Source organism: Xylanibacter oryzae DSM 17970 (assembly GCF_000585355.1).
GTDB lineage: Bacteria > Bacteroidota > Bacteroidia > Bacteroidales > Bacteroidaceae > Prevotella > Prevotella oryzae.
In genome coordinates this window covers 2,752,261-2,774,727 of the sequence record NZ_KK073873.1, presented here as the reverse complement: position 1 = coordinate 2,774,727, position 22,467 = coordinate 2,752,261, and the positions used below count along the sequence as shown (strand labels likewise).

The 22,467-nt window shown below is 36.7% G+C and carries 17 protein-coding genes; 5 read left to right on the top strand and 12 right to left on the bottom strand.

The genetic code is table 11. The features are described 5' to 3' along the window. Nucleotides 1–3 precede the first annotated feature (3 nt). From XYLOR_RS11230 to XYLOR_RS11215, 4 genes are all read left to right on the top strand, one after another. Entirely contained in the window at nt 4–1,029 is a 1,026-nt protein-coding gene (locus XYLOR_RS11230; RefSeq protein WP_051508988.1) for a glycosyltransferase family 2 protein, read from the top strand. Nucleotides 1,030–1,053: 24 nt separating this feature from the next. Next, nucleotides 1,054–2,022, top strand: a complete 969-nt coding sequence (locus XYLOR_RS11225; RefSeq protein WP_051508987.1) for a glycosyltransferase family 2 protein — start codon at nt 1,054–1,056, stop codon at nt 2,020–2,022. A 566-nt stretch (nt 2,023–2,588) separates the two neighbouring features. Further along, nucleotides 2,589–3,512: a glycosyltransferase family 8 protein gene (locus XYLOR_RS11220; RefSeq protein WP_036879558.1), complete on the top strand. Its 924-nt coding sequence runs from the start codon at nt 2,589–2,591 to the stop codon at nt 3,510–3,512. Between the two features lie 139 nt (nt 3,513–3,651). Next, nucleotides 3,652–4,500, top strand: coding sequence for a glycosyltransferase family 2 protein (locus XYLOR_RS11215; RefSeq protein WP_211242076.1), 849 nt, complete (start codon nt 3,652–3,654; stop codon nt 4,498–4,500). A 2-nt stretch (nt 4,501–4,502) separates the two neighbouring features. On the opposite strand, the gene XYLOR_RS11210 is transcribed toward XYLOR_RS11215, so the two are convergent. After that, a complete protein-coding gene (locus XYLOR_RS11210) occupies nt 4,503–6,476 on the bottom strand; it encodes an LTA synthase family protein (RefSeq protein WP_036879553.1) in 1,974 nt (657 codons plus the stop codon). A gap of 112 nt (nt 6,477–6,588) precedes the next feature. Further along, nucleotides 6,589–8,592 (bottom strand): helix-hairpin-helix domain-containing protein, encoded by a 2,004-nt coding sequence (locus tag XYLOR_RS11205; RefSeq protein ID WP_245602007.1) that lies wholly within the window; start codon nt 8,590–8,592, stop codon nt 6,589–6,591. Nucleotides 8,593–8,683: 91 nt separating this feature from the next. Here XYLOR_RS11205 and XYLOR_RS11200 point away from each other — a divergent pair, with 91 nt between their 5' ends. Next, nucleotides 8,684–9,340 (top strand): DUF4294 domain-containing protein, encoded by a 657-nt coding sequence (locus XYLOR_RS11200; protein ID WP_036879550.1) that lies wholly within the window; start codon nt 8,684–8,686, stop codon nt 9,338–9,340. Between the two features lie 3 nt (nt 9,341–9,343). Here the strand turns inward: XYLOR_RS11200 and XYLOR_RS11195 are convergent, their stop codons facing one another. From XYLOR_RS11195 to XYLOR_RS11150, 10 genes are all read right to left on the bottom strand, one after another. Next, entirely contained in the window at nt 9,344–10,375 is a 1,032-nt protein-coding gene (locus XYLOR_RS11195) for a M28 family peptidase (protein WP_036879547.1), read from the bottom strand. A gap of 14 nt (nt 10,376–10,389) precedes the next feature. Continuing rightward, nucleotides 10,390–12,147, bottom strand: a complete 1,758-nt coding sequence (locus tag XYLOR_RS11190; RefSeq protein WP_036879545.1) for a membrane dipeptidase — start codon at nt 12,145–12,147, stop codon at nt 10,390–10,392. After that, nucleotides 12,147–12,617: an Lrp/AsnC family transcriptional regulator gene (locus tag XYLOR_RS11185; RefSeq protein ID WP_036879543.1), complete on the bottom strand. Its 471-nt coding sequence runs from the start codon at nt 12,615–12,617 to the stop codon at nt 12,147–12,149. The genes XYLOR_RS11190 and XYLOR_RS11185 overlap by 1 nt, the downstream gene beginning before the upstream one ends. 200 nt (nt 12,618–12,817) lie before the next feature. Further along, nucleotides 12,818–13,810: a BamJ family beta-barrel-assembly machinery protein gene (gene bamJ / locus XYLOR_RS11180; RefSeq protein WP_036879542.1), complete on the bottom strand. Its 993-nt coding sequence runs from the start codon at nt 13,808–13,810 to the stop codon at nt 12,818–12,820. A gap of 15 nt (nt 13,811–13,825) precedes the next feature. After that, entirely contained in the window at nt 13,826–14,701 is an 876-nt protein-coding gene (gene bamJ, locus XYLOR_RS11175) for a BamJ family beta-barrel-assembly machinery protein (RefSeq protein WP_036879541.1), read from the bottom strand. A 17-nt stretch (nt 14,702–14,718) separates the two neighbouring features. Beyond that, the gene (gene bamJ, locus XYLOR_RS11170) at nt 14,719–15,324 is read right to left on the bottom strand and encodes a BamJ family beta-barrel-assembly machinery protein (RefSeq protein ID WP_036879535.1); all 606 of its coding nucleotides are present in this window, start codon (nt 15,322–15,324) and stop codon (nt 14,719–14,721) included. Nucleotides 15,325–15,558: 234 nt separating this feature from the next. Continuing rightward, nucleotides 15,559–17,661 carry a glycoside hydrolase family 97 protein gene (locus XYLOR_RS11165; RefSeq protein ID WP_036879531.1) on the bottom strand — a complete coding sequence of 701 codons (2,103 nt, stop codon included), beginning with the start codon at nt 17,659–17,661 and terminating at the stop codon, nt 15,559–15,561. Nucleotides 17,662–17,665: 4 nt separating this feature from the next. After that, complete coding sequence (locus XYLOR_RS11160; RefSeq protein WP_036879529.1) at nt 17,666–19,444, bottom strand: endo-dextranase; 1,779 nt, start codon at nt 19,442–19,444, stop codon at nt 17,666–17,668. Between the two features lie 12 nt (nt 19,445–19,456). After that, nucleotides 19,457–20,953: a SusE domain-containing protein gene (locus XYLOR_RS11155; RefSeq protein ID WP_036879527.1), complete on the bottom strand. Its 1,497-nt coding sequence runs from the start codon at nt 20,951–20,953 to the stop codon at nt 19,457–19,459. A gap of 23 nt (nt 20,954–20,976) precedes the next feature. Further along, nucleotides 20,977–22,461, bottom strand: a complete 1,485-nt coding sequence (locus XYLOR_RS11150) for a RagB/SusD family nutrient uptake outer membrane protein (protein ID WP_036881048.1) — start codon at nt 22,459–22,461, stop codon at nt 20,977–20,979. Between the last annotated feature and the right edge of the window lie 6 nt (nt 22,462–22,467).

The following is a 22,467-nucleotide window of genomic DNA, read 5'->3' as shown; positions in this document are numbered from 1 at the left end:
ATTATGAATAAAACTATTTCTATCGTTATCCCTACATATAATATGGAAAAGTATCTTGACAGATGCCTTTCTTCACTACTTATAGAAAGAGAAGATGACATAGAGGTCCTAATAGTTAACGATGGTAGTAAAGATAGTTCTTTGACTATTGCACAAAAATATGCAAGTATGTATCCTAGCACATTTATTATAATTGATAAACCGAACGGCAATTATGGTTCATGCATAAATGCTGCATTAAAGGTTGCGACAGGGAAATATATTAAGATATTAGATGCTGATGATGCTTTTAACAGCAGCAATTTTAATTTAATGGTTGGCGTTCTTGCTAATATAGACGTAGATATGATTCTAACAGACTTCGTAAGAGTTTATGGCGTCGGAAAAGATGAAATTGAATCATTTAACTTGCAAAAGGATTCTGTTCTTAATTTTACTGAAATAACTAATAATAGGGATGTTGCCAAAATAATGATGCATTCTGTAACATATAAACTTGAAAACTTATTGAAGATAGGCTATAAGCAAAGTGAAGGCATATTTTATACTGATAATGAATGGATATTCTTACCTATATCTACAGTTAGGAAAGTATACTATATTAAGAAGCCTATATATCTTTATACGCTTAATAGAGAAGGACAATCTGTAAATTCTGAAGTTGAGAAATTACACTCTATGGATAACATAAAGGTATCTTGCTCATTACTTATTGCTAACTCATCATTGCGGAACGAAAAAATACCATATGAAATAAAAGATTATCTGAATACTAAATTATATAATAGAATAAGACATAACTATAAAGACTTTATTGTTCTAAATAAATGTTTGGATATAAATCAACTTCAAATTCTTGATGATGGAATCCATAAGTATGATTCTAGTCTTTATAAAAAATTGAATAAAATTTTACTTAGTGCACCTCTTTTTAGTTTCCATTATATTAAGATTTGGAGGCGTAAGCATAATAGTCGAAGACTAGGATTCATAATTTCCACATATAAAAAATATAAAAAATATAAATAATATCATTTATCTATCTTGCAAAACATGAATACTACACCTAAATTATCAATAATAGTCCCAATATTTAATCTGGAAAAATATCTAATTTGTTGTATAAAAAGCATTCTTAATCAGACATTTACTGATTATGAGCTTATTCTTATCAATGATGGCAGCACAGACGCTTCTGGAGAAATATGCAACGAATATGCCAAAAATGATTGTCGGGTGAAAGTTATACATCAAAAGAATTCTGGGGTTGGTTGTGCAAGACAAAAAGGACTTGATAATGCTATTGGTGAATATATAACTTATGTAGATCCTGATGATTGGATCGAAAGTAATGCCTATGAAGAAATGGTGAAAAAGGCAGAACAAGAAAATTCTGATATGCTATTTTGTGATTTTTATAGAGAACATGGAAATAAAACGACTTACGAGTCACAGAAACCATCAAAAGAAGGTAACGTTAATATTCTACTAGATATGTTTTATTTTCGACTTGCTGCCAGTTGCTGGAACAGAATAATAAGAAGAGATATTATTCAAGCATATGGAGTGACTTTTAAAGAAGGGCTTAATCATTGGGAAGACCTATATTTTATTGGAGCGTTGCTAAAGGAAAATATAAAAGTTTCACATTTTCCAAAAGCGTTCTATCATTACAATTTATGCAACGAATCATCTTTGACAAAAACGAAACCAGGGCGCTACGAAATTTATTTAGACAGTATTCCAGTATTTCAAAATAGATTTTTGGATATAATCCCGCGAAAAAGAATAAAAAATTTTTTCCTTAAGCAAGCATTGCCTCAAGCTTTTGGGGCTGGGGATTTCGAATTTAAATCATGCAGGGAAAAATTTAAAAAATACACAATAGTAATATTATTCAATGCTTCATTACGCCATAATTTACGTTATTTTTTGTCTACCTTAGGATTCTATAACGAAGTGTGTAAATACAGAAAGAGCAAACATAATCTGATTAATAAAATAAAAAAGGTAATAAAGTAGAAGGCTTTTTATTTTCGCTTTCAAAAAACTTTTAGGAATGGACTATTTTGCTATACTAATATATACCACGAAGTAGTACTGCAAATATATGAAAGTTTATAATAAGCCGTTTGCAGAATAGTATTATCCTATCTATGATGAGTTCCAATGCTCCTATCCCAAAAAGGCCGTCAAAAGGCTATGTAGTTACGGTTAGCTTTATAGAATATAACGAAGAGAACCATATTCTGATTCGTTTGTGGAATTTCGGTGATATAATTAGCAGGTACACTGTATAAATTATTCTAGTAAACAATGCGCACGGATGATATCTTTGGGCGTTGCTTTTTACCATTTATATAGATAAAAGGCATCGTTATAATATACACTTTATTTGCAATCATTTGCATACGATTATAAAGAATCTGCATGATTATTGTTTGGTATAATAATAGTCAAAAAACACCTTTCTGACTTCATCTTATATTTAATATACTATTTTTAATAGCACAAAGGCAATGTTTTTTATTAATAGTTTAATTAATCAATTATTTATTTGTAAATTTGCAATACAAAAAACAACATAAATGGATGAAGCTATAAATATAGCCTTAAATATGGATTCTATATACGTGATGCATTGTTGCACTATGTTATGTTCAATTTTTGAAAACAACAGAAATAACAAATTCTGTATTCATATTATTTCTGAAGGTTTGATTGATTCCGTTATTAGTGATATAAAAGAATTAGTCGAGATAAAATATAACCAAGGATTATTCTTTTATACCATAGACTCAGAATCATTAAAAAAAATTCCACAACATGAAAATAGTCATATATCACAGGCAGCTAATTGCCGGCTATTCATTGCTGATATTCTGCCATCTAAGATAACCAAAGTCTTATATTTGGACTGTGATCTTATAGTAGACAGTTCCTTAGAATCCTTGTGGAAAATGGATATATCTGATTTTCCGGTTGCTGTTGTTGAGGATATGTGGAGTAGTAAAAAAGATAATTATGTTCGTCTTAATTATAACAAGAAATATGGATATTTTAATTCTGGTGTCATGCTTATCAATTTAGCATGGTGGCGTGAAAAATGCATATCCAAAAATTGTATTGAATATATGAGAGAACATGATAATCTTAAATTTGTAGATCAAGATATACTAAATGGATTATTACATGACAGACGCAAATTACTACCTTTAAGATGGAATGTTCAAGACGGATTTCTTAGGCGTAAACCTAAAATAAGAAAGTCAAATATTGAATCTTTGAAATCTGAAATAAAACATCCTGCCATTATCCATTTTACAGGAAGCCGCAAACCATGGGATTACGACTGTTTGAATCCTTATAGAGAAAGATATTTTCACTATCTAGACATGACAAAATGGAAAGGTACTAGGCCTATTATGCCTATGAAATTCAAAACAAAATTACTGTTGGATAATGTTCTTTACTTCTTTTACCTCAAATTGCATAAATATATTAAAGTTTAAGAAATAATCATTAAGCAATTTTACTTATAGTAGCACGGTTTTATACTCTATATAAAGTATAGAATACTTTTCATCTTAATATTCAAAAAACTTTGACGTATGGACTATTATTATTATTTTTGCGAGAATAATATATATCATGAAGTGGTACAGCAAATATATCAAAGCATATAATAAGCCGTTTGCAGAAGGTTTTTATCCTATCTGTGATGAAGTTAAGGCTCGTATCCAGAATATGCAATCACAACAACCAGTGGTTACTGTTAGCGTTATCTCATATAATGAGGAGTGCCATCTCCTTGCTTGTTTGTGGGCTCTCAGTGATATGATTTGCAAATATCCTGTTGAAATCATAGGCGTTAACAATGACTCGAAAGACCGCACAGCAGAGATATTTGAGCGGTGCGGTGTACCTTATTATAATGAAGAAAGGCATAGTTGCGGATTCGCACGACTTTGTGGATTAAAGAAAGCCCGGGGTAAATATCATATAAATATTGATTCAGACACTCTTTATCCTCCTCTATATGTGGAAACAATGGTTGATGCTCTTAATAAAAAAGGTATAGTCGGAGCCTGTTCATTATGGAGCTATATACCTGACGAAAATCATCCTGCATGGGGCATAAGACTATTCGAATTTATGCGTGATATACATTTATGGATACAACACTTCAAGCGTCCAGAACTTAGTGTACGAGGACTTGTATTTGCTTATGAAACTGAACTTGCTAAGAAAATAGGTATACGTACTGACATAATAAGAGGTGAAGACGGATTCCTTGCTTTTAAATTAAAACACTACGGCAAAATAGCATTTATCAGAAACCGTAAAGCCCGAGCTATTACCGGTTATGGTACGATGGACAATGACGGCTCTTTCTGGCACAGCTTCTGGTTCAGAATAAAGAAATACACAACTAGCTTAGGAAGAATTTTCTATACTAAAGATGAATACAAAGACGATGATTCAAATTTGGTAAAATAATACTATCTGTCATGCATCTTCTGCTGAATAAATTCAGCTGTCTGTATCATAGAGAACACGTATTGTTTTAAAGGTTTAAAACCTTTCTCATTATCATTTTTTCGTAATCCCCAATGTGGTGTAACGTCATAGCAGAAACTCTTCTGTAGTGATGGCGTATATATGTAGCACTTCTCTTTGCTACGAGCCACTATCTGATTATCTGCCGAATAGAAGACCATGTCTCTATGTTGTTTCAAGAGATTTATTCCAAATCCATTATACTTATAACTCATGTGCATCAAACCTAACAATGTTGGCATGATGTCTACTTGTGTTCCTAATCCGCTATATAACTTTTGAGGCACACCTGCTCCGAATATTATCAGAGGTATATGGTTGTACGACTGTGGAAGTTCGGAATCAACGTTTCCTACTATCTTACCATGATCTGCCAATATAACAAATATTGTATTCTTATACCAAGGCTGCGCTTTGGCTTTTCTTATGAAATCACCGATACACCAGTCGGCATATTCTACAATCTGCGTTTCAGGTTTGGTTGTCTTTGCATGAAACCATTTTGGTATAATAAATGGAGGATGGTTGCTCACAGTAAGTAATGTAGCAAGAAAAGGGTTGCCATTCTTTGCCATTCTGTTTATCACCGGCATGGCATATTCAAATAGGAAATGATCTGGGACACCAAATGCATTTACGACAGCATTCTTTGGATAGTTCTCCTGTGAGTATATATCATCATATCCGTTGGTTCTGAAAAAGGCATTCATATTATCATACTGTGCCTCGTGAGTCATAAAGAACATATTGTGATAACCGTACTGCTTGAGTACTGTTGGTATTCCATCGCGATGCGGAGTGACAGTTCCTTTCATCAGGTTACGCTCCATAAGAGCCGGGAATGAGTATAAAGATGCCGTCATTCCATGATTGGTATGTATACCAGCCGAATAGAAATTAGTAAAAGCAAGCGAATGATGATACAGACTATCCAAATTGGGAGTAAGTTTTTCTTGCTGTCCTAAAGATTGCAGTAATGCTCCAGACATAGATTCCATAAGTATGAATACCACATTCTTCTTGGTTACTGCCGAGTCGGCCTTAATATATCTTTGCATTATATGCATACTGTCTGCCTTTCCTGCAATTCCAAGATTCTCTCTTGCATAGCTTATGGCCTCTGGATAAGGTAGAAGATGTAATTCTTCATTCTCTTTACGCATATCATCCATAACACTTGTAAGCAGATTGTATGTTGGGTTAATGCCTAATTGATTGAGAAAAGGGTCTTCACAATAATATGCCTCGCTTATCTTTATTGGGTTATATCCAGTGCGGCCTCTTATACCGAATATACACAGACCGACAAGACATAAGGTAATCACTATATCTGTTATTGACAATTTTAGTTTACCCAAGTTGAGTTTAATCAATGCGATGTCTTTACCCGCTTCTATCTTACGGTCAAACAGTCGCCTCAGTCTTATCATTGCATATACGAATCCTATAACAGAGACGACAAAAAGGAATATGTACAAGTAGAATGATGCCTCACCGAAAACCATTCCGGCGGTAGTTCCTGCATAACCAAACCATTCGAATATTGATGAATTAATATTCTTGAAGAAGAATGCGAAGTAAGGTATATTAGATGCAGACACAAGGAATGTGACAGGGTACAATATTGAGAACCAGATTGATGCGCCTTTGCGCCAATAACGATGGAAATGTCCCAGACTACCGGCTATAAGAAGTATTGCAAGAGGCGCTACCATCAGATAACAGGCAATTACGTTATCAAACCATACACCATTTATAAAAGCAGTGATTACAGATGGGGCTTCTTTACCTACTTGCGGTTTTTCCATGCCATGAAGACTGGCAAACTGTATAATTCTAAAGAGAGACAAAACAATCAATCCCAAAATATGGATTGATAAGAGATATTCTATAGTTAATATGAAACGCCTTTTCATGTCTTTAACGATAAACTTTTAATGTTATATACCTTATAATGCCTACTATTGGCATATGGTCTGCAAAGATAAATAATTTTGTATATAATCGAAGATAAAAATGGATATTTCTTCATAATTTCAACCTCAACTGCAATTCCATATCCGTTAAGGCTGATTTGTTTATCTTTTGATATCCATTACCTATGCTCGTACGATCCAGATAGTCGGTTGTACTGATTTTGGCTATTACCATAACTTTCTTGTTGAATGTCGTCTTTGCCATCAAGGCGTAACGTATACCTTCACCATATAGCATAGGAAATGCGAAGTCATACAATAATCCTCTTTCGTAAGTGTATATTCTGCTATCGTATCCATCTGTATGAAAGTAACCGAAGTTGGCATTTATCTTAAGCCATTCTTTTACTTTACAATCAACATTGTGGTTTATCATCCATCCCTTTTCTTTAACTTTATATTCTGTGTGCACCATATCTGCCTGAGTAATCAGGCTGATGTCTTTCGCGGGAGAATATGTAGCCGAAAGCCTTATTCTATGCTGCGTCTGATTAGTAAGCCCACTTTTTGAAGCATTATCCTTCTGCTTTACGGTCATCCTATATCTTGCCAATACAGACCAGTTGCCTGTATTATATGTAGCTGATATCATATTATCTAGACTATGCGAAGAACCTGATACCTGGTACCGTGGCCATACAAAATATGCAAAATCCGTGTAACCAGATACATTTAGATTCCTACTCGGATGCCAATTAGCACCTATGTATACGCCATTCTCATTCTGAACACTACCTCCATCGCTAAAGCTATTAGCGTATAGAGCTGTGTATCTCTTCGAATAGTATCTATACAGTCCAAGAATATCCAGATTGCCAGTGACATTTACACTCAGACTATTTATTGTGGCTATGGCATTATGATCGTTTAATGCCATTTCACCATTGAAACAAAAGCGATGGCATATATATCCATAATCTGTACTGATATTGAAGAAGTCATTACCATGAGCGTAAAAACGTCTGTATATTACTGCAGTATTTGGATTCAATGTTTTATCAAGAGACGTGTAGAGAGCCGTAGCCCCTATATGATAACCATCCTTAAAATAATGAATATTGGCACCAAGTGTAGTAGCTGACAGATTATGCTTCTTGTCGATTTCTGCTTGTGTACGATGATACCCATTAGTGATTATAGTCGTTACCGTACCGTCTTTACGCATCGTACCGTCCATCAACCTGTAAGATGCGAAAACACTTGCAGTGAGTCCCTTTGTTATCTCAATTGTAGCTGCAGCACCCTGCATATAGTTACCTTCAGCCCTTGAAGTGTTACCTCTTACATTGTTGGTACTCCTACCTAGAGAAGACAACATCATTATCTTGCCCATATTAAAGCCTCCGTTAACTACCAACCCCATACCAAACGATACTTTATAGCAACCTAAGGCTAGTGTTTTCAGTCTACCCATATCACGCATTACCATATAATAAGAATAATGATCATAACCCAGACTATTCTTATTACTCAAAAAGGGTTCACCTGCATCCTGTGCTCCCACTATACCTATCTTAAAGCGGTCGCCATAGGTAAGATTATATCTTATCGAGTGTTTGTATCTATAACCCAAATATCCGTTACTATCACCCTTTCTCATATAAAAAGGTATCTTGGCTGATGTTAGAATTTCACTTTTCCCATATCTCATAATCTTTTGCAGACTGGGAAATCTGTCCCTCCCATCATCACCGACATACACAAAGCACTGAAGGATATGCCTGCCGTAATAGTCCAGACTCCTTATCATCTGAAGTTCACCAAGTGTCTTCATTCCTTTGTACCTGTAAAGATATTCACATATTTCCTCTATCTGGTTTTCGTTTAGAAAAGGTAAACGTTCAAGATCTTCACGTGTAGCTGTATTGATATTTATAGGATGTTCCTCAATATCGCATAATTCATCAAATGTACTTTGAGATAATCCGGTTTTGTCATCCTCTATAGTTGATAATTCGTTATAATATTTCTCCCATTGGTGTTCTTTCTGTGCGCAGACTTTCTCTGATAAAGTGTCTAATAGAATAAGAATAAGTAGTGTTCTCAATAGTTTCATAACGCGAAGGTAGCAATATAAATTCAAAATTTGCTAAATATGGCCTAAATAATATCGTAAATGGAATAATATTACTACTTTTGCAGACAAAATGAAGAAACTTAAATTAACAATATCATTCATATTCTGCCTGCTGACTTGTACAAGTCTAAATGCTCAGACAGATAAGGATCACCCAGGCCATGTCAACCCTGAAGATCTTCAGATAGATATGGACAATCCTACATTTGTACCTATGGTTAAGGTTGGAAAATGTCTGGATCATGGTGATAGTATACAATATGTAGAGATGAACTACGTGTATGTCTTCCCTCAAATGGTGTTCAAAGATGCCAAACAGGCACAGGAATACAACCGCCTTGTATATAACGTTAAAAAGGTACTGCCTATCGCCAAAGAGGTGAACACCATTATCCTTGAAACATACGATTATCTAGAGACGCTGCCTAACAAGAAGGCAAAGGATGCACACATGAAACTCGTTGAGCAAAGTATAAGAAAAGAATATACACCAAGGATGAAAAAACTTACTTATTCACAAGGTAAATTACTTATCAAGTTAGTTTACCGTGAGTGCAATTCTTCATCTTATGATATCATCAAAGCATTTATGGGACCTATAAGGGCTGGGTTTTGGCAAGCTTTCTCATGGGCCTTCGGTGCCAGTCTCACCAAGACATACGACCCTAACGGAACAGATCGTCTTACAGAGCGTGTAGTTCTTATGGTCGAGGCTGGACAGTTATAAGATTTATTTCTCAGTATACAGTACCTGTATAACCGTCTGCCCTACAGCCTTCATTGTATTTTTGTCTATATGATTCATATCGTCACTTACGGTATGCCAAGTAGGTCCAAAACTACTAGCCTTACAATCTGGATAATAAGGTATTATATCTATTGTAGGTATATTTGCTTTCTGATTGATGGGAATATGGTCGTCAGTTATCATTCCACCTTCTTCTGTAGGAAAATAACTTGCATATCCTATATCGTTTGCAGCTTTCCATACCTTATCAACAATAGCCTGAGCATATTGCTTTGACATTCCCTCCTGGTAGAATCTGGCTCCCTGGCCACCCACCATATCTAAAAGTATACCGTATCTTGCTTCATAACCTTTTTTATGAGGATTAGCAGCCCAATATTGAGCTCCCAGAGCCCAACTGTCACCATCATCTTGTTTTTTACTCCATTGGGGTGTTCCCCAATCTTCAGCATCAAGACAAATAAAGTCTACACCTATATTCAGTTTTTTTGCCTTATTGATGTTACGTGCTATCTCCATCATTACAGCCACACCACTAGCACCATCATTCGCAGCCATCACCGGCTTATGATGGTTCTTCTTGTCTGGATCATTATCCGCCCATGGTCTGCTGTCCCAGTGTGCACAAATCAGAATTCTGGTAGTAAGTTCAGGTTTATAACTTGCTATAACATTAGTAGAGTTAAGCCTTGTCCCGTCATAACCCTTCACCACAGTCTTCTGAGCTATAACACTCATACCGTAATATTTGAATTTACTTATGATATACTGTTCACATTCATCATGGGCAGTACTGTTCATCGTACGCGGTCCGAATTCGCACTGTGCCTTACAATAAGCATAAGCACTGTCTGAATTGAATGATGGTCCTACAGGTGAAGATACTGACTGCTCTGTATCATCTGTCAACACCTCATTCTTATTAAAAATGCTGCCCCAGTTTACGAGCGCATATATGATTGCTACCAGAACTGCTGTTCCCACGATTATTATTACTTTCTTCTTTTTCTTCATAAATAATATAGACGCTACAACTTCTTACTGTTTTGTACCAGACTCATTACCCTAAGCCAGTTACCACCCCATATTTTTTCTATGTCTTTTCTATTATATCGGCGTTCCATCAGTTTACGTGTGAAGTTGATAAGTTCTGACGAATCCGCAAGTCCCTTAACACCTCCATCACCATCAAAGTCAGTGCCCAATCCCACATGCTCAATTCCCATTATATCTATTGCATGGTCAAGATGCTCCATAGCATCAATTATGCTTGCCTCACCATCTTTGCGTAAGAATCCATGATAAAGAGTGGTATGCGCGACTCCACCTTTTAGCGCAAGTGCATGCATCTGATCATCTGTAAGGTTACGTGGTACGTCACAAAGTACTCTCGAACTGCTATGGCTGCATACAATAGGCGTACTACTTATATCCAGAGCATCGTAAAAGCTCTTCTCATTAGCATGACTCAGGTCTACCATTATGCCACAGTTGTTCATCTCCTTTATCACCTTTGCTCCGAATTTGCTCACGCCATTATGCGTATTACATCCTCTGGCACTATCGCATATATCATTATCACCATTATGACACAGAGTGATATATACGATCCCCCTTTGAGCAAAATGCTTTACATTAGCCTCATCGCCATTAAGTGCTAGTCCATTCTCAATACCAAGCATGATAGACTTGCGGTTGTTTCGCTTGTCCTCATAAAGTTCTGCAGGTGTACGTGCTATACTAAGATAGTTTTTATTCTTTTCTGCTATATCTTCTATCTTGTCAAATATCAAATCAGCATATTGCATAGGTCCGTCTACATCAAAATCAACCTTAGATGAGAAAGACTCACCCATTTTCGGTTGTGGCAGATAAGCCACCATTATGACGGCATCCTGATAGCCCTCAGTCATCTTATGAAGGTCTACCAATATTCTATTATCACGCTGGTCGAACTTTATTCCCTGCGGAAAAAACATAGGTGTATCACAATGAGTATCGAGAGTAAGCACCTGACTATGAATATCTTTTGCATCTCGATAACTTTCGGCCTCTCTTATAAGCCATTTGAACAACGGTTTACCGTTTTCCAACCATTCAGGGTGCCACTGTACACCCATCATCGACTTATATTCGGTACTCTCTATAGCTTCTATCACACCATCAGAAGACTTTGCAGATACTTTAAATTTATCTCCTGGTAATCCTATAGCCTGATGATGGAAAGAGTTTACAAAAATCTTGTTCTTATCATATATCTTGCCCAAAACTGTATCAGGCAGAATATTAACAGAGTGTGTAGCTTCATATCGTTCTGCATCCTGACTATGCTTAATCAGTCCTGCCGTATCACTGATATCCTGGCGAATTTTTCCGCCCAAGGCACCGGCCAAAGTCTGAATTCCACGGCAGATACCCAATATAGGAATCTGTCTGTTGTAAGCCAGACGTACAGTCAGCAATTCAGGCAAATCACGCTCTGCATTGATGCTATGTAGAAGCGTGGAAGGTTCTTCGTCAACCCACAGAGGGTTTATATCCCCACCGCCACTCAACAGCAGTCCATCAATATGTTCTAGCGTATTGATAATAACATTTTTATCATTCACCGGAGGAATGATTACAGGCGTACCTCCAGCCTCTATTACAGCCTTGTAATATCGGTCGCATAGTTTTGCGTTCTGGTCATCATAGTTGCCAGTTATACCAATAACAGGCTGTCTGTCAGCCTCAGGATAAGTCGCATATATATCATCAAGATGCGACTGCAGATCATACGATTCCATTAGCCCTCCTTATCTATTTCTACAGGAATTTCCCTTTTCAGGCTTTGTTCCAGAGAGATAAGAGTTTCAGTAGCGACTACTCCAGGAATATCCTGCAATTGTCCGTTGAGCAAGAACATTAATTGTTCATTATCCTTAGCATAAAGTTTTACAAGCATAGTATAAGGACCAGTCGTAAAATGACATTCCACGATTTCCGGAATATGTTGTATTCTTTCAACCACATCTTTATACATGCTGCCTCGTTCTAGAGTTATGCCAACATAAGTACAGGTAGAATACCCAAGGCTCTTCGGATTCACATCAAATCCACTGCCTGTGATAACACCGTTATCCATAAGATGTTGCACGCGCTGATGAATGGCAGCACGAGATACACCACATTCAGCAGCCACGTCTTTGAATGGTATTCTTGCATTGCTAGACAGGATGCTTAAAATCTTCTTATCAAGGTTGTCAATTTTATCCATTTGCTAATATTATTATGTTTTTATTATTTTATTCTTCGTAACTACAAATAGTTAGCAAAAGTAGTTATTATTATTGAATAACGCAACATTTTGATAATAGAAAATAGATAAAAAGGTCAAAATGTATATAAAGTGTGGTAAAAACGAAAAAACTCCTCATTTTATAAATGAGGAGTTTACATTCTTAAGAGTATTTATTTTTACTTTCTCTTTTTCTTCATTTCCTTGCTTTTTGCATCTTTTGCACCTTTTGAACTTTGTGCGCCAACTTTGGCAGCATCAGCTTTCTCATCAGGATTTACAGCAACAAGTTCTATAGTGAACACCAATGCACTGTATGGTTTGATTTTATCCATATCACGCTCACCGTAAGCCAAAGAATAAGGAACGAAAATTTGCCATTTGCTTCCTTCTGGCATCAATGTCAGAGCCTCAGTCCATCCTTTTATTACCTGACTGGCAACAAAAGTATTTGTACCATCTCCACGGTTGTATGAGCTATCAAATGTTGTACCGTCAATAAACTTACCTTCGTATTTTACTCTTACCTTATCAGTACTCTTCGGAGTCACGCCAGTGCCTTTTACCAGCACCTTATACTGCAGTCCGTCAGGTAAAACAGTTACGCTGTCCTTTTTTGCATTAGCAGCCAAGAAATCCTCACCAGCTTTGCGATTTGCTCCATACAATTTTTCAGTTCTGGCAGCCTTGTCAGCCTCCATTTTGTCTCTAAAGTATTTCTCAGCCACAACAGAAGTCATAATACTGTTATTCTTCAGTAGCGCATCTGTAAATCCTTTGTAGAACACATCCTTATTGATAGAGTCTGGGCTATCCTTAAATTGAGCAGACATATTAGGTAGCATCTGTCTTTCCACCTGACTTGCTATCTGCATACCAGTAGCATAAGCAGTAAACTTAGGATCTTTACTCTTGCTTATAGCCTCTTCAAAACCACGTACGAAGTCAGCCATATAAGTAGTATCCACACCATTCTGCTGCTGTATGAAAGACACTAAACCCTGTGTCATTGATTTACCACCAGCATAACTAATAGAATCAATAGAAGAATTTAATTTAAAAACCGTTTGAACAGGAGTCTTCTGAACCTGTTTCTTCTTTGCGCCTCCAGCTACAACAGAAGAAGCACTCGCCATAAAAGCGAGTGCCAATATTATTACCTTACTTTTCATATATAAGATTAGAAATTATTTTCCACCAATAGAGAGAAGTTCAATCTTGAATATAAGAGTAGAGAATGGTTTGATACCACCCTGCTCACGTTCTCCATAAGCTTTGTCCTGAGGTATATAAACTTCCCATACAGAACCTACAGGCATATGAGTCAAAGCCTCAGTCCATCCCTTGATTACCTGGTTAGCACGTAAAGCGATAGGCTGTTTACGTTTATATGAACTATCAAATACCTTACCGTCTATAGTGCGTCCCTCATAGTTGCACTTTACCATAGAAGTATCTTTTGGAATATCACCGGTACCCTCTTTAATAACACGATATTGTACACCACCAGGAAGAGTCTTTACACCAGCTTTTTTAGCGTTTGCAGCGAGGAATTTATCACCTGCAGTTTTATTTACGCCATACTGTTTCATCATATTTTTAGCCTTAATCTGCTGCATCTTAAACTGAGCAATAGTATTAGCCTGAGCAGCGGTCATAAGTCCCTTCTTTCCAGTAGTTCCACTGATGAAACCTGCCATGAAATTCTTAAGAGATATAGATTTTGTAGAGTCAGCTCCGAAGACCTCGTGGTTTACGCCCTTTATCATCTGCTGAGATATCTGCTGTCCTATCTGGATACCAGCATAGTAAGCAGCCTTTTTCTTATCGTCACCTGCATTTGCACCCTCATTAAGACCCTTTATGAACTCATCCATGTATGTAGTGTCAACACCGAGACGTCCCACTAGATACTCTTTCAAACCTTGAGTCTGAGCCATACCTATTGCATAGCTCATTGAGTCAACATCATTCTTAAGGTCAGCCTTAGGAGTGGAATTACCGCAAGATGTGAATGCTGCGGCTGCAATAGCCATAACGGCTACGATGCTTAATTTTTTCATTTAATTAGTCTTATTAATTATATAACTTCTATTAGTTCTACGTCAAAGATAAGTGCAGAGAATGGAGGTATTGCACCAGCTGCACCAGTCTCGCCATAACCTAATGTATAAGGTATGAAGAAACGATATTTAGCACCTTCCTGCATAAGTTGCAGACCCTCAGTCCATCCTGCAATAACTTGATTTAATGGGAATGTAGCCGGTTCGCCACGCTGTATGCTGCTGTCAAACATTGTTCCGTCTACAAGCATACCTTCATAATGACATTTTACCTGATCAGTAGCCTTAGGCTTCTTTCCGTTACCCTCTTTTACGACCATGTATTGCAATCCGCTAGGTAGCGTCATCACGCCATCTTTTTTAGCATTATCTGCAAGATATTTTTCACCTTCACTTTTAGCAGTCTTGCCTTTCTCAGCGCTTTCTGCTTTTTGCTTAGCTTCTTGTTTTGCGAAAAAATCTTGTACTATTGTTTGTGCGTCTTGATTAGAAACTTTCAGTTCATTTCCGGCTATCACATCCTTAATAGCAATTGCGAAGTCGTCTATGTTGAGTTCGCCTGCACCCATCTGTGCTAACTGGCGTCCTATGCCTAATCCCAAGGCGTAACTTAATTTATCCATTTTTATTTTTTTATTGATTTATAAAATATCATGCAAAGTTAATATTTATTCTTGTAAGAATGGTTATTAGTCATTTGTTTTAACAAATTTTCTAACAAATTCCGTTTTGATGGTTATTAATACTTGCTTTTTATTATGGATGGTCAGTTATAATTGATGGTGTTATTTTTAAATAAGAATGTTAACCCAACAAAATAAGAGAGACAGAATGATTCTATCTCTCTTATTATAAGTTTATTTGGCAAATAAAGACATGGCGAAACCACCACCACTTGCCTCCTTTATCTTCAATACATCGCCTCTTTTTACGATACGGTGCGTTATTGTATATGCTTTAGGATTCTTCTGATAATCAGCATCTTTTGCATCTTGATATATATCGCATCTATATTTACGTCCTTTATCAAGAAAGTCCATACGGACTACTGCTACATGACCGTTTTCATCACACTTACCTCCTACAAACCAATTATTAGTACCCTTAGCCTTACGTGCTACTGTAATATAGTCTCCTGGCTCTGCCTCAAGGTATTTTGTATCATCCCAGTCTACAGCAACATCTCGTATAAACTGGAAAGCATCATCGTATTTTTCGTAATGTTCCGGCAGATCTGCTGCCATCTGCAATGGACTATACATAACAAGATATAATGATAGCTGCCCACATAGAGTAGTATGTACATAAGACTTATTAGAAGACCATGTATTAAGTTGTGTTTCAAATATTCCAGGAGTATAGTCCATTGGACCACCCTGAAGACGAGTGAATGGAAGAATTACTGTATGATCTGGGTTACTACCTCCAAAAGCTTCGTATTCGGTACCTCGCGCAGCCTCATTACCTATAAGATTAGGATATGTACGACAAAGTCCGGTTGGTCGTGATGCCTCATGTGCATTTACCATAATATGGTGTTTTGCAGCTTCTTTTACAGCATAAAGATAGTGGTTGTTCATAAACTGTCCATAGTGGTGCTCTCCTCGAGGTATTATATCTCCTACATATCCACTCTTAACAGCATCATAACCATATTTATTCATAAGATTATATGCATCTTCCATATGTCTCTCATAATTTGTAACCGATGAAGATGTCTCATGATGCATCATCAATTTTACACCTTTTGAGTGTGCATAATCATTGAGCATTTTAATATCAAAATCAGGATACGGTGTAACGAAATCAAATACATCAAACTTTGAATGTCCGAACCAGTCTTCCCATCCTTGGTTCCATCCTTCTACCAAGACTTCATTCAGCCCGTTTTTTGCAGCAAAATCAATATATTTTTTTACTTCTTGATTATTAGCTCCATGAGTACCATTCGGTCTACACTTACTATAATCAGTTTCGCCAAGACGTACAGAAGGATAGTCATCAGTATAGCTCCATGAATTACGTCCAACAATCATCTCCCACCATACACCACAATATTTTACAGGATGTATCCATGAAACATCTTTAAGTGCGCAAGGTTCATTCAGATTCAGTATAAGATTTGACGATAGCATATCACGAGCATCATCACTAACCATCACCGTTCGCCAAGGTGTATGACAAGGTGTCTGCATATATCCCTTTTTGCCTTGTGCATCAGGTGTTAGCCATGATTCGAATACCATATTCTTATCATCTAGATTAAGGCTCATGGTTGGATAATCTACGCATGCAGCTTCATGGATATTTATATATAGTCCATCTTTACTTTTCATCTGCAAAGATGTTTGTACACCTGTAGGCGAGAATACTGTCTGAGAAGCATTTGACGTAACAGATTTTTTCATCAGTCCTCTTATCTCCGACAGATGAGAAGTTACAGTTTCATACTCTTCTGTATCATAATCTCCAGGTAACCACCATGCAGTATGATCACCAGTCATTGCGAACTGCGTGTGTTCTTCTTTTATTACAAAATAATTAAGAGACTTCTGTTGGGGGAATTCATATCTTAATCCTATGCCTTCATCATATACGCGGAATCGTAAATTCATTATCCGTCCTGTATTCTTTTGTTTTAATGACACAAATAATTCATTATAATGATTACGAATATTTTTAGTTTCACCCCATACAGGCTGCCAAGTTTCATCAAAAGAAGTCTTATTAGTACTATCTACCTCAAATTTATCAAGCATATCTTCTGCATCAAAAAGTGAGAATCCTAATTTACTTGACAGTATTACATTCTTTCCTTTGTATTGCAGCCTGTAATATGGTGAACCATTGTTATCCAATTCAACATCTAATACAATACGCCCCGATGGCGATGTCTGCTTAAAAGCAGACATCTGCAGGGCACATATTACCATAAAAAACACTAAAATATACTTTCTCATTTTATTATTCTATTACTATCATTGTCCAATATTTTAAATAAGGTAAAGTGAATGTTACCACACCATTGGACTGTTTGAATGACAATTCCACAGGAGCACCTGCTATAGCATCAGGAGTAGCAGCCCATATCTTGTTTACCTTATTCGATAATTTTATAGTCAATTGTACATCATTCAATATTTTAGGTAGTGGTGCAGTTCCGTCAGCATCACGCCACATAAGGTCTTTCGCCTTTATGAAATTAAAAAGACTTATAACCTGCTTGCCATCAACTACTCTCGAATATGATGTTATTCCTTTGAGTTTCGGAGGCCATACATTTATGATTGCATCACTATTCGAAGAACTTATATCAAGAGTCGTTTCCGTACCTTCTCCACGAAGCAAATTCTGATAAGCTGTTGCAAAATCATAATACCTTATTATATAAGTTTTAAGTAATTCGCTCATGGCTAACTTGCTATTCGGGAAGTATTCATTGCATAGCATATGGTCGCCACCTAATTCAAGATGATCTCCTCCTAAACCAAACATTACAGCATCAGCCATCAAGACTCCCGGTATATTAAAATTGCCGGAACTTAAATTATAATTCATATAAGCAGCCAATACCGTTTTTCTAGTATTATTACTGTTTTGATTATTGGCAGATATAATTGAATAAATATCATTGAACTGTTTCTGACTGTCCCATAATTCATTATAAAGGAAATCCACATCATTTGTAGATGCTATCTCTTTTGTTCCGAAACTGGAAACAGCATTCATAACAAGACGGCGATCAGGATGTTTTGCCTTTATTGCTGTAATAAAAGAGCCGAAACCTGAAGGAAGATCCACTTTTGTACCATCATAATTATATACACTTCCACGATCCCCGACCTGGTCTATATGATATCCATCAAAATCTAAATTAGTATATACATCATCATTTCGTTCAGATATATAATTTTGCCAGTCTTTATTTGATGGATCCATAAGATAAATACTACTTTTCCATGATGAAGGAAGTGTCAACACATCCTTATTTTGATGGTTCCCATCTTTATACAAATACCATTGATCCTGTACTCCATCACGACTTGCATCCGATAGAGCTCCATAGCATAGATTATAGAACATACATTTCATGCCAAGTTTATGCTGCTGACTGATATAATCTTTTATTACACTTGTATACGTATTACGATTAGCTATATCTTTATAAGTAGTCTGCAACTGATCGCGTGTACCGCCCAAAGGCCAATGATGCTTGTTTTGCCAATCATAGAATTGTATACCATTAATGTGACATCTGCTAAGAAAAGACATCTCATTGGCTATAACATCAGAAGTCTTTGATGCATCATAACTTGCCACGAATCCATAACGCGGGAATGCTGTCCAGTCACTTGATACGTCTACAGCTATTGTACCGTAAATGGTCTGAGATGTATTATCTTTCTGTGTATATATATCTGCTAGATAGCCTGTGAAGTCAGTCGTTGGTGGCGTCCAAGTCCATGTGTTGTTTGTAATATCTGCGTAAGATATAACATCATTACCATGGCGGTAACGGATCTTTGCCCCAAGGGGCAAAGATCCTTCAACACTGAATGTCACCGGCTCACCCGGTTTATAACAAGCTTTGTCTGTTTTCATTTCCAGACTGAGGTCTGCTGTTATTCCATTTACGATTACTGCACCTGTATTACTTCCACCACCATTATCAGAAGGGCTCCCATCACTATTGCTGCAAGCTATGAGAAGTAGTGGCAAAAGTATATATGCATTTAGTTTCATCTTCATTACTTTTTATTGTTTTACTATAGATACTGTTTCTTCAAGTTGATTAATTGTAATTGTATAATCACCCGACTTAGTTATTTTCCACTTATTATCAATGCCGCTAATAGATAAATCTCCATACTGTGCTTTAAGATAATCGCTGCTCTTATCTATGAACAGAGCTTTTTCTATATTACCTGTCGGTTCTTTATCATTACCTTGAGCACACATAAACCATGCTCCATTCCAGTCTGATTGCTTATCACATGAGAATTTAAGTTCACCAGCATTCAGATGTCCTGTCCAAGTTGATACATAAGCACTCGATGTTGTCATCGCTGTCGCATTAGAAAGATCCCAACCACTTGGTGTAGCATCACCTACAAGATAAATCATATTATATGGTGTAAATTCTTTCATCATCATCTTTTCCTTGCCTGAATGTATGTCAACGCATAACTTATATGCCTTACCGCATTGATTGTCTTGAAGCGACCATTTGTAATCAGGCGAGGAACCTTTGACCAATTCAATATTCTGATCTGTATACGGTGCTTTATCCTGAGTAGCTTTATACATATTCTCCCAACTGCCATCAGTTGTTCCAAATTTGAAATCACCTTTTTCTGAAGATGAAAAATAATGCCCATAACGGAACAAGAATGGATCTAAAGGATCTACACTCATCTTTATGAAGCTCCAACCAGTCATGTCTCCCACAAAATAAAGATTGCTATAAGCAGGCGATGCCCCTGAAGACTCTGTACAAGTAATAGCTCCGGTAAGAAGATTCACCTTCATCTGATAATAGTGCTCTTCAGTTATAGAAAACTTTCCATCGGGTTGATCATCACTTGTACGTAAAGTGAGACTATCTTTTCCATTATTGTTGTAAGACGGCAAAAACTGTCCCTTAGTTGTAATAAACTTATATGAACCTACAGTAAGTTTACCTTCCCAAGTAAATATACCGTTATCTGTTCGTGTCAGTTCGGTAGCATTATCTGCACTCCAACCATTAGGCGTAGCATCACCAAGCATATACAATGTATTTGTTACAGGTACATAAGGAGTAACACTAATTGTCATGTCAGATTGCTGTACTTCCGGCTGCCCGGCCACATAAGCTATTATACGTGCATCAATTTTTGTGGATACACCAGCAACTGCACCTATACTGTCAATCAATAATTTATTAAGATCTTCATTATTAACGCTCCATGAGTAATTCTGCGGAACACTATCTATCTCAACATAAGGATGTGAGAAGTTTGTTCCCGACTTAGCTAATTCCAACGTATAAGAGATTCTATTGCCTGTACCATAGTTGTTACCAGAGGTCCAACTGAAAGCTACAGCCTCACTAGCATGCTCCTGCTCATTCAGTTGTATGTCTGTCTGATTGGCAGTAATGGCCAGTTGATTAAATCCCTTATTCATTTCTGCATAATCATTATCCGAGCATGATGATAGAGATACTATACCAAGCAATATGAATAATAGACTATAAATATACTGTTTCATAAATATTATTATAATTAATTAGATTAATAACCCGGATTTTGTTTCATAAGAGAATTTGCATCCATTTCTGTTTGGGGTATTGGGAATAGTAAACGGTCTTTGGTAACATTCTTTTTCCCTATAGATTTTAGAAAACTTACTGCATAGTTCCCATGGTCTATACGTATCATATCAAACCATCGGTATCCCTCAAAAGCGAATTCCATACGACGCTCATGTATTATCTTCTCTCTCATATCATTTTGTGAGAGATTAGACACATGGGTAAGTCCTGCTCTGTCACGAACTATATTAAGAGGTTCAGCAGCCTTTCCTGTTTGTCCCATTTCATTAAGAGCCTCAGCTTTCATCAAAAGTATATCTGCATAACGGTATACTACGAAATTAGCTGGATTGGTATTGTATTCAGGAGATATTGATTTTGGCACCAAGAATTTCCTTACATTATAACCTGTATTTGAATAAGAAGATTTATATGTTTTCCCGTCAAAATCCGGACAACCTGAATACAATACAGTAAGGTCTTTACGTTTGTCACCAGCTTCATACTGATCTACAAACTCCTGAGTAGGCTGATTCCATCCATATCCGCCGGCTACGAAGTCTGAATTACGGGGCCCCATAAATGTAGAAAGCCAACTTGATTGAGGGTTATTACCCCAGAAATCATATTCCGTATTACCGGAAAACTGTACCTCAAATATAGATTCAGGGCCATTATTGACAGTAGCATCAAAATTATCTTTATAATTGCAATTGCCAAGGTCATACCCAAGAGCTGTAACAGAATCGCAAAGATTAACCACATGACTATAATTATTTTTATTATCAGGTGCCAACGTTAGATAAGCGTCAGCAAGCATAGTTAGTGCAGCGTCCTTAGAAGCCCTTCCTACATTATCTTTGTCATATTCAGACTTAGCCGGCAATATACTTATAGCCTTATTACAATCACTCATTATCTGAGAGTAAACCTCTTCTTTAGACGCACGCGCAATTGCCGTATTATCTCCAGGCGTAAAAGGTTCCAGTCTCAGAGGAACTCCACCATATAGTCGCACAAGCACATAGTAATAATGTGCCCGTAAGAAATATGCTTCTCCAAGACAACGCTCTTTTATATTATCATCAGCATTGCCTTCAAGATCTTTTATTACTATATTGCATTGTCCGATGCCTACCCATGGAGATCGCCACATATATAGTGCCATACCATTATCACTCTGAGTAGTAAAATTAGACGCCTGAACCGTTTCAATTCCATCAGTGCCACCTCCGGCACCTACTTCACTATTCCCGGCTACTATGTCCAAAGTCCATAAACGCTGGTTATACATATTTGATGATTGCAATGTACGATAACATGCATTAGTCATAGCTACAGCTACATCATCAGTTACTGATGTTTCAGGATCAACAGTATTTTTTGGTGATTTATCCAGAAAGTCACTGCAAGATGAAAATAAAAGAGCTACTGCTGACAGTGCTAGGATATATGTCTTTTTCATTGTACT

Excerpts from the sequence above, each read along its gene's own strand:
- XYLOR_RS11230 (WP_051508988.1), top strand. The coding sequence starts at position 4 with ATGAATAAAACTATTTCTATCGTTATCCCTACATATAATATGGAAAAG.
- XYLOR_RS11225 (WP_051508987.1), top strand. The coding sequence starts at position 1,054 with ATGAATACTACACCTAAATTATCAATAATAGTCCCAATATTTAATCTG.
- XYLOR_RS11220 (WP_036879558.1), top strand. The coding sequence starts at position 2,589 with ATGGATGAAGCTATAAATATAGCCTTAAATATGGATTCTATATACGTG.
- XYLOR_RS11215 (WP_211242076.1), top strand. The coding sequence starts at position 3,652 with ATGAAGTGGTACAGCAAATATATCAAAGCATATAATAAGCCGTTTGCA.
- XYLOR_RS11210 (WP_036879553.1), bottom strand. The coding sequence starts at position 6,476 with ATGAAAAGGCGTTTCATATTAACTATAGAATATCTCTTATCAATCCAT.
- XYLOR_RS11205 (WP_245602007.1), bottom strand. The coding sequence starts at position 8,592 with ATGAAACTATTGAGAACACTACTTATTCTTATTCTATTAGACACTTTA.
- XYLOR_RS11200 (WP_036879550.1), top strand. The coding sequence starts at position 8,684 with ATGAAGAAACTTAAATTAACAATATCATTCATATTCTGCCTGCTGACT.
- XYLOR_RS11195 (WP_036879547.1), bottom strand. The coding sequence starts at position 10,375 with ATGAAGAAAAAGAAGAAAGTAATAATAATCGTGGGAACAGCAGTTCTG.
- XYLOR_RS11190 (WP_036879545.1), bottom strand. The coding sequence starts at position 12,147 with ATGGAATCGTATGATCTGCAGTCGCATCTTGATGATATATATGCGACT.
- XYLOR_RS11185 (WP_036879543.1), bottom strand. The coding sequence starts at position 12,617 with ATGGATAAAATTGACAACCTTGATAAGAAGATTTTAAGCATCCTGTCT.
- bamJ (WP_036879542.1), bottom strand. The coding sequence starts at position 13,810 with ATGAAAAGTAAGGTAATAATATTGGCACTCGCTTTTATGGCGAGTGCT.
- bamJ (WP_036879541.1), bottom strand. The coding sequence starts at position 14,701 with ATGAAAAAATTAAGCATCGTAGCCGTTATGGCTATTGCAGCCGCAGCA.
- bamJ (WP_036879535.1), bottom strand. The coding sequence starts at position 15,324 with ATGGATAAATTAAGTTACGCCTTGGGATTAGGCATAGGACGCCAGTTA.
- XYLOR_RS11165 (WP_036879531.1), bottom strand. The coding sequence starts at position 17,661 with ATGAGAAAGTATATTTTAGTGTTTTTTATGGTAATATGTGCCCTGCAG.
- XYLOR_RS11160 (WP_036879529.1), bottom strand. The coding sequence starts at position 19,444 with ATGAAACTAAATGCATATATACTTTTGCCACTACTTCTCATAGCTTGC.
- XYLOR_RS11155 (WP_036879527.1), bottom strand. The coding sequence starts at position 20,953 with ATGAAACAGTATATTTATAGTCTATTATTCATATTGCTTGGTATAGTA.
- XYLOR_RS11150 (WP_036881048.1), bottom strand. The coding sequence starts at position 22,461 with ATGAAAAAGACATATATCCTAGCACTGTCAGCAGTAGCTCTTTTATTT.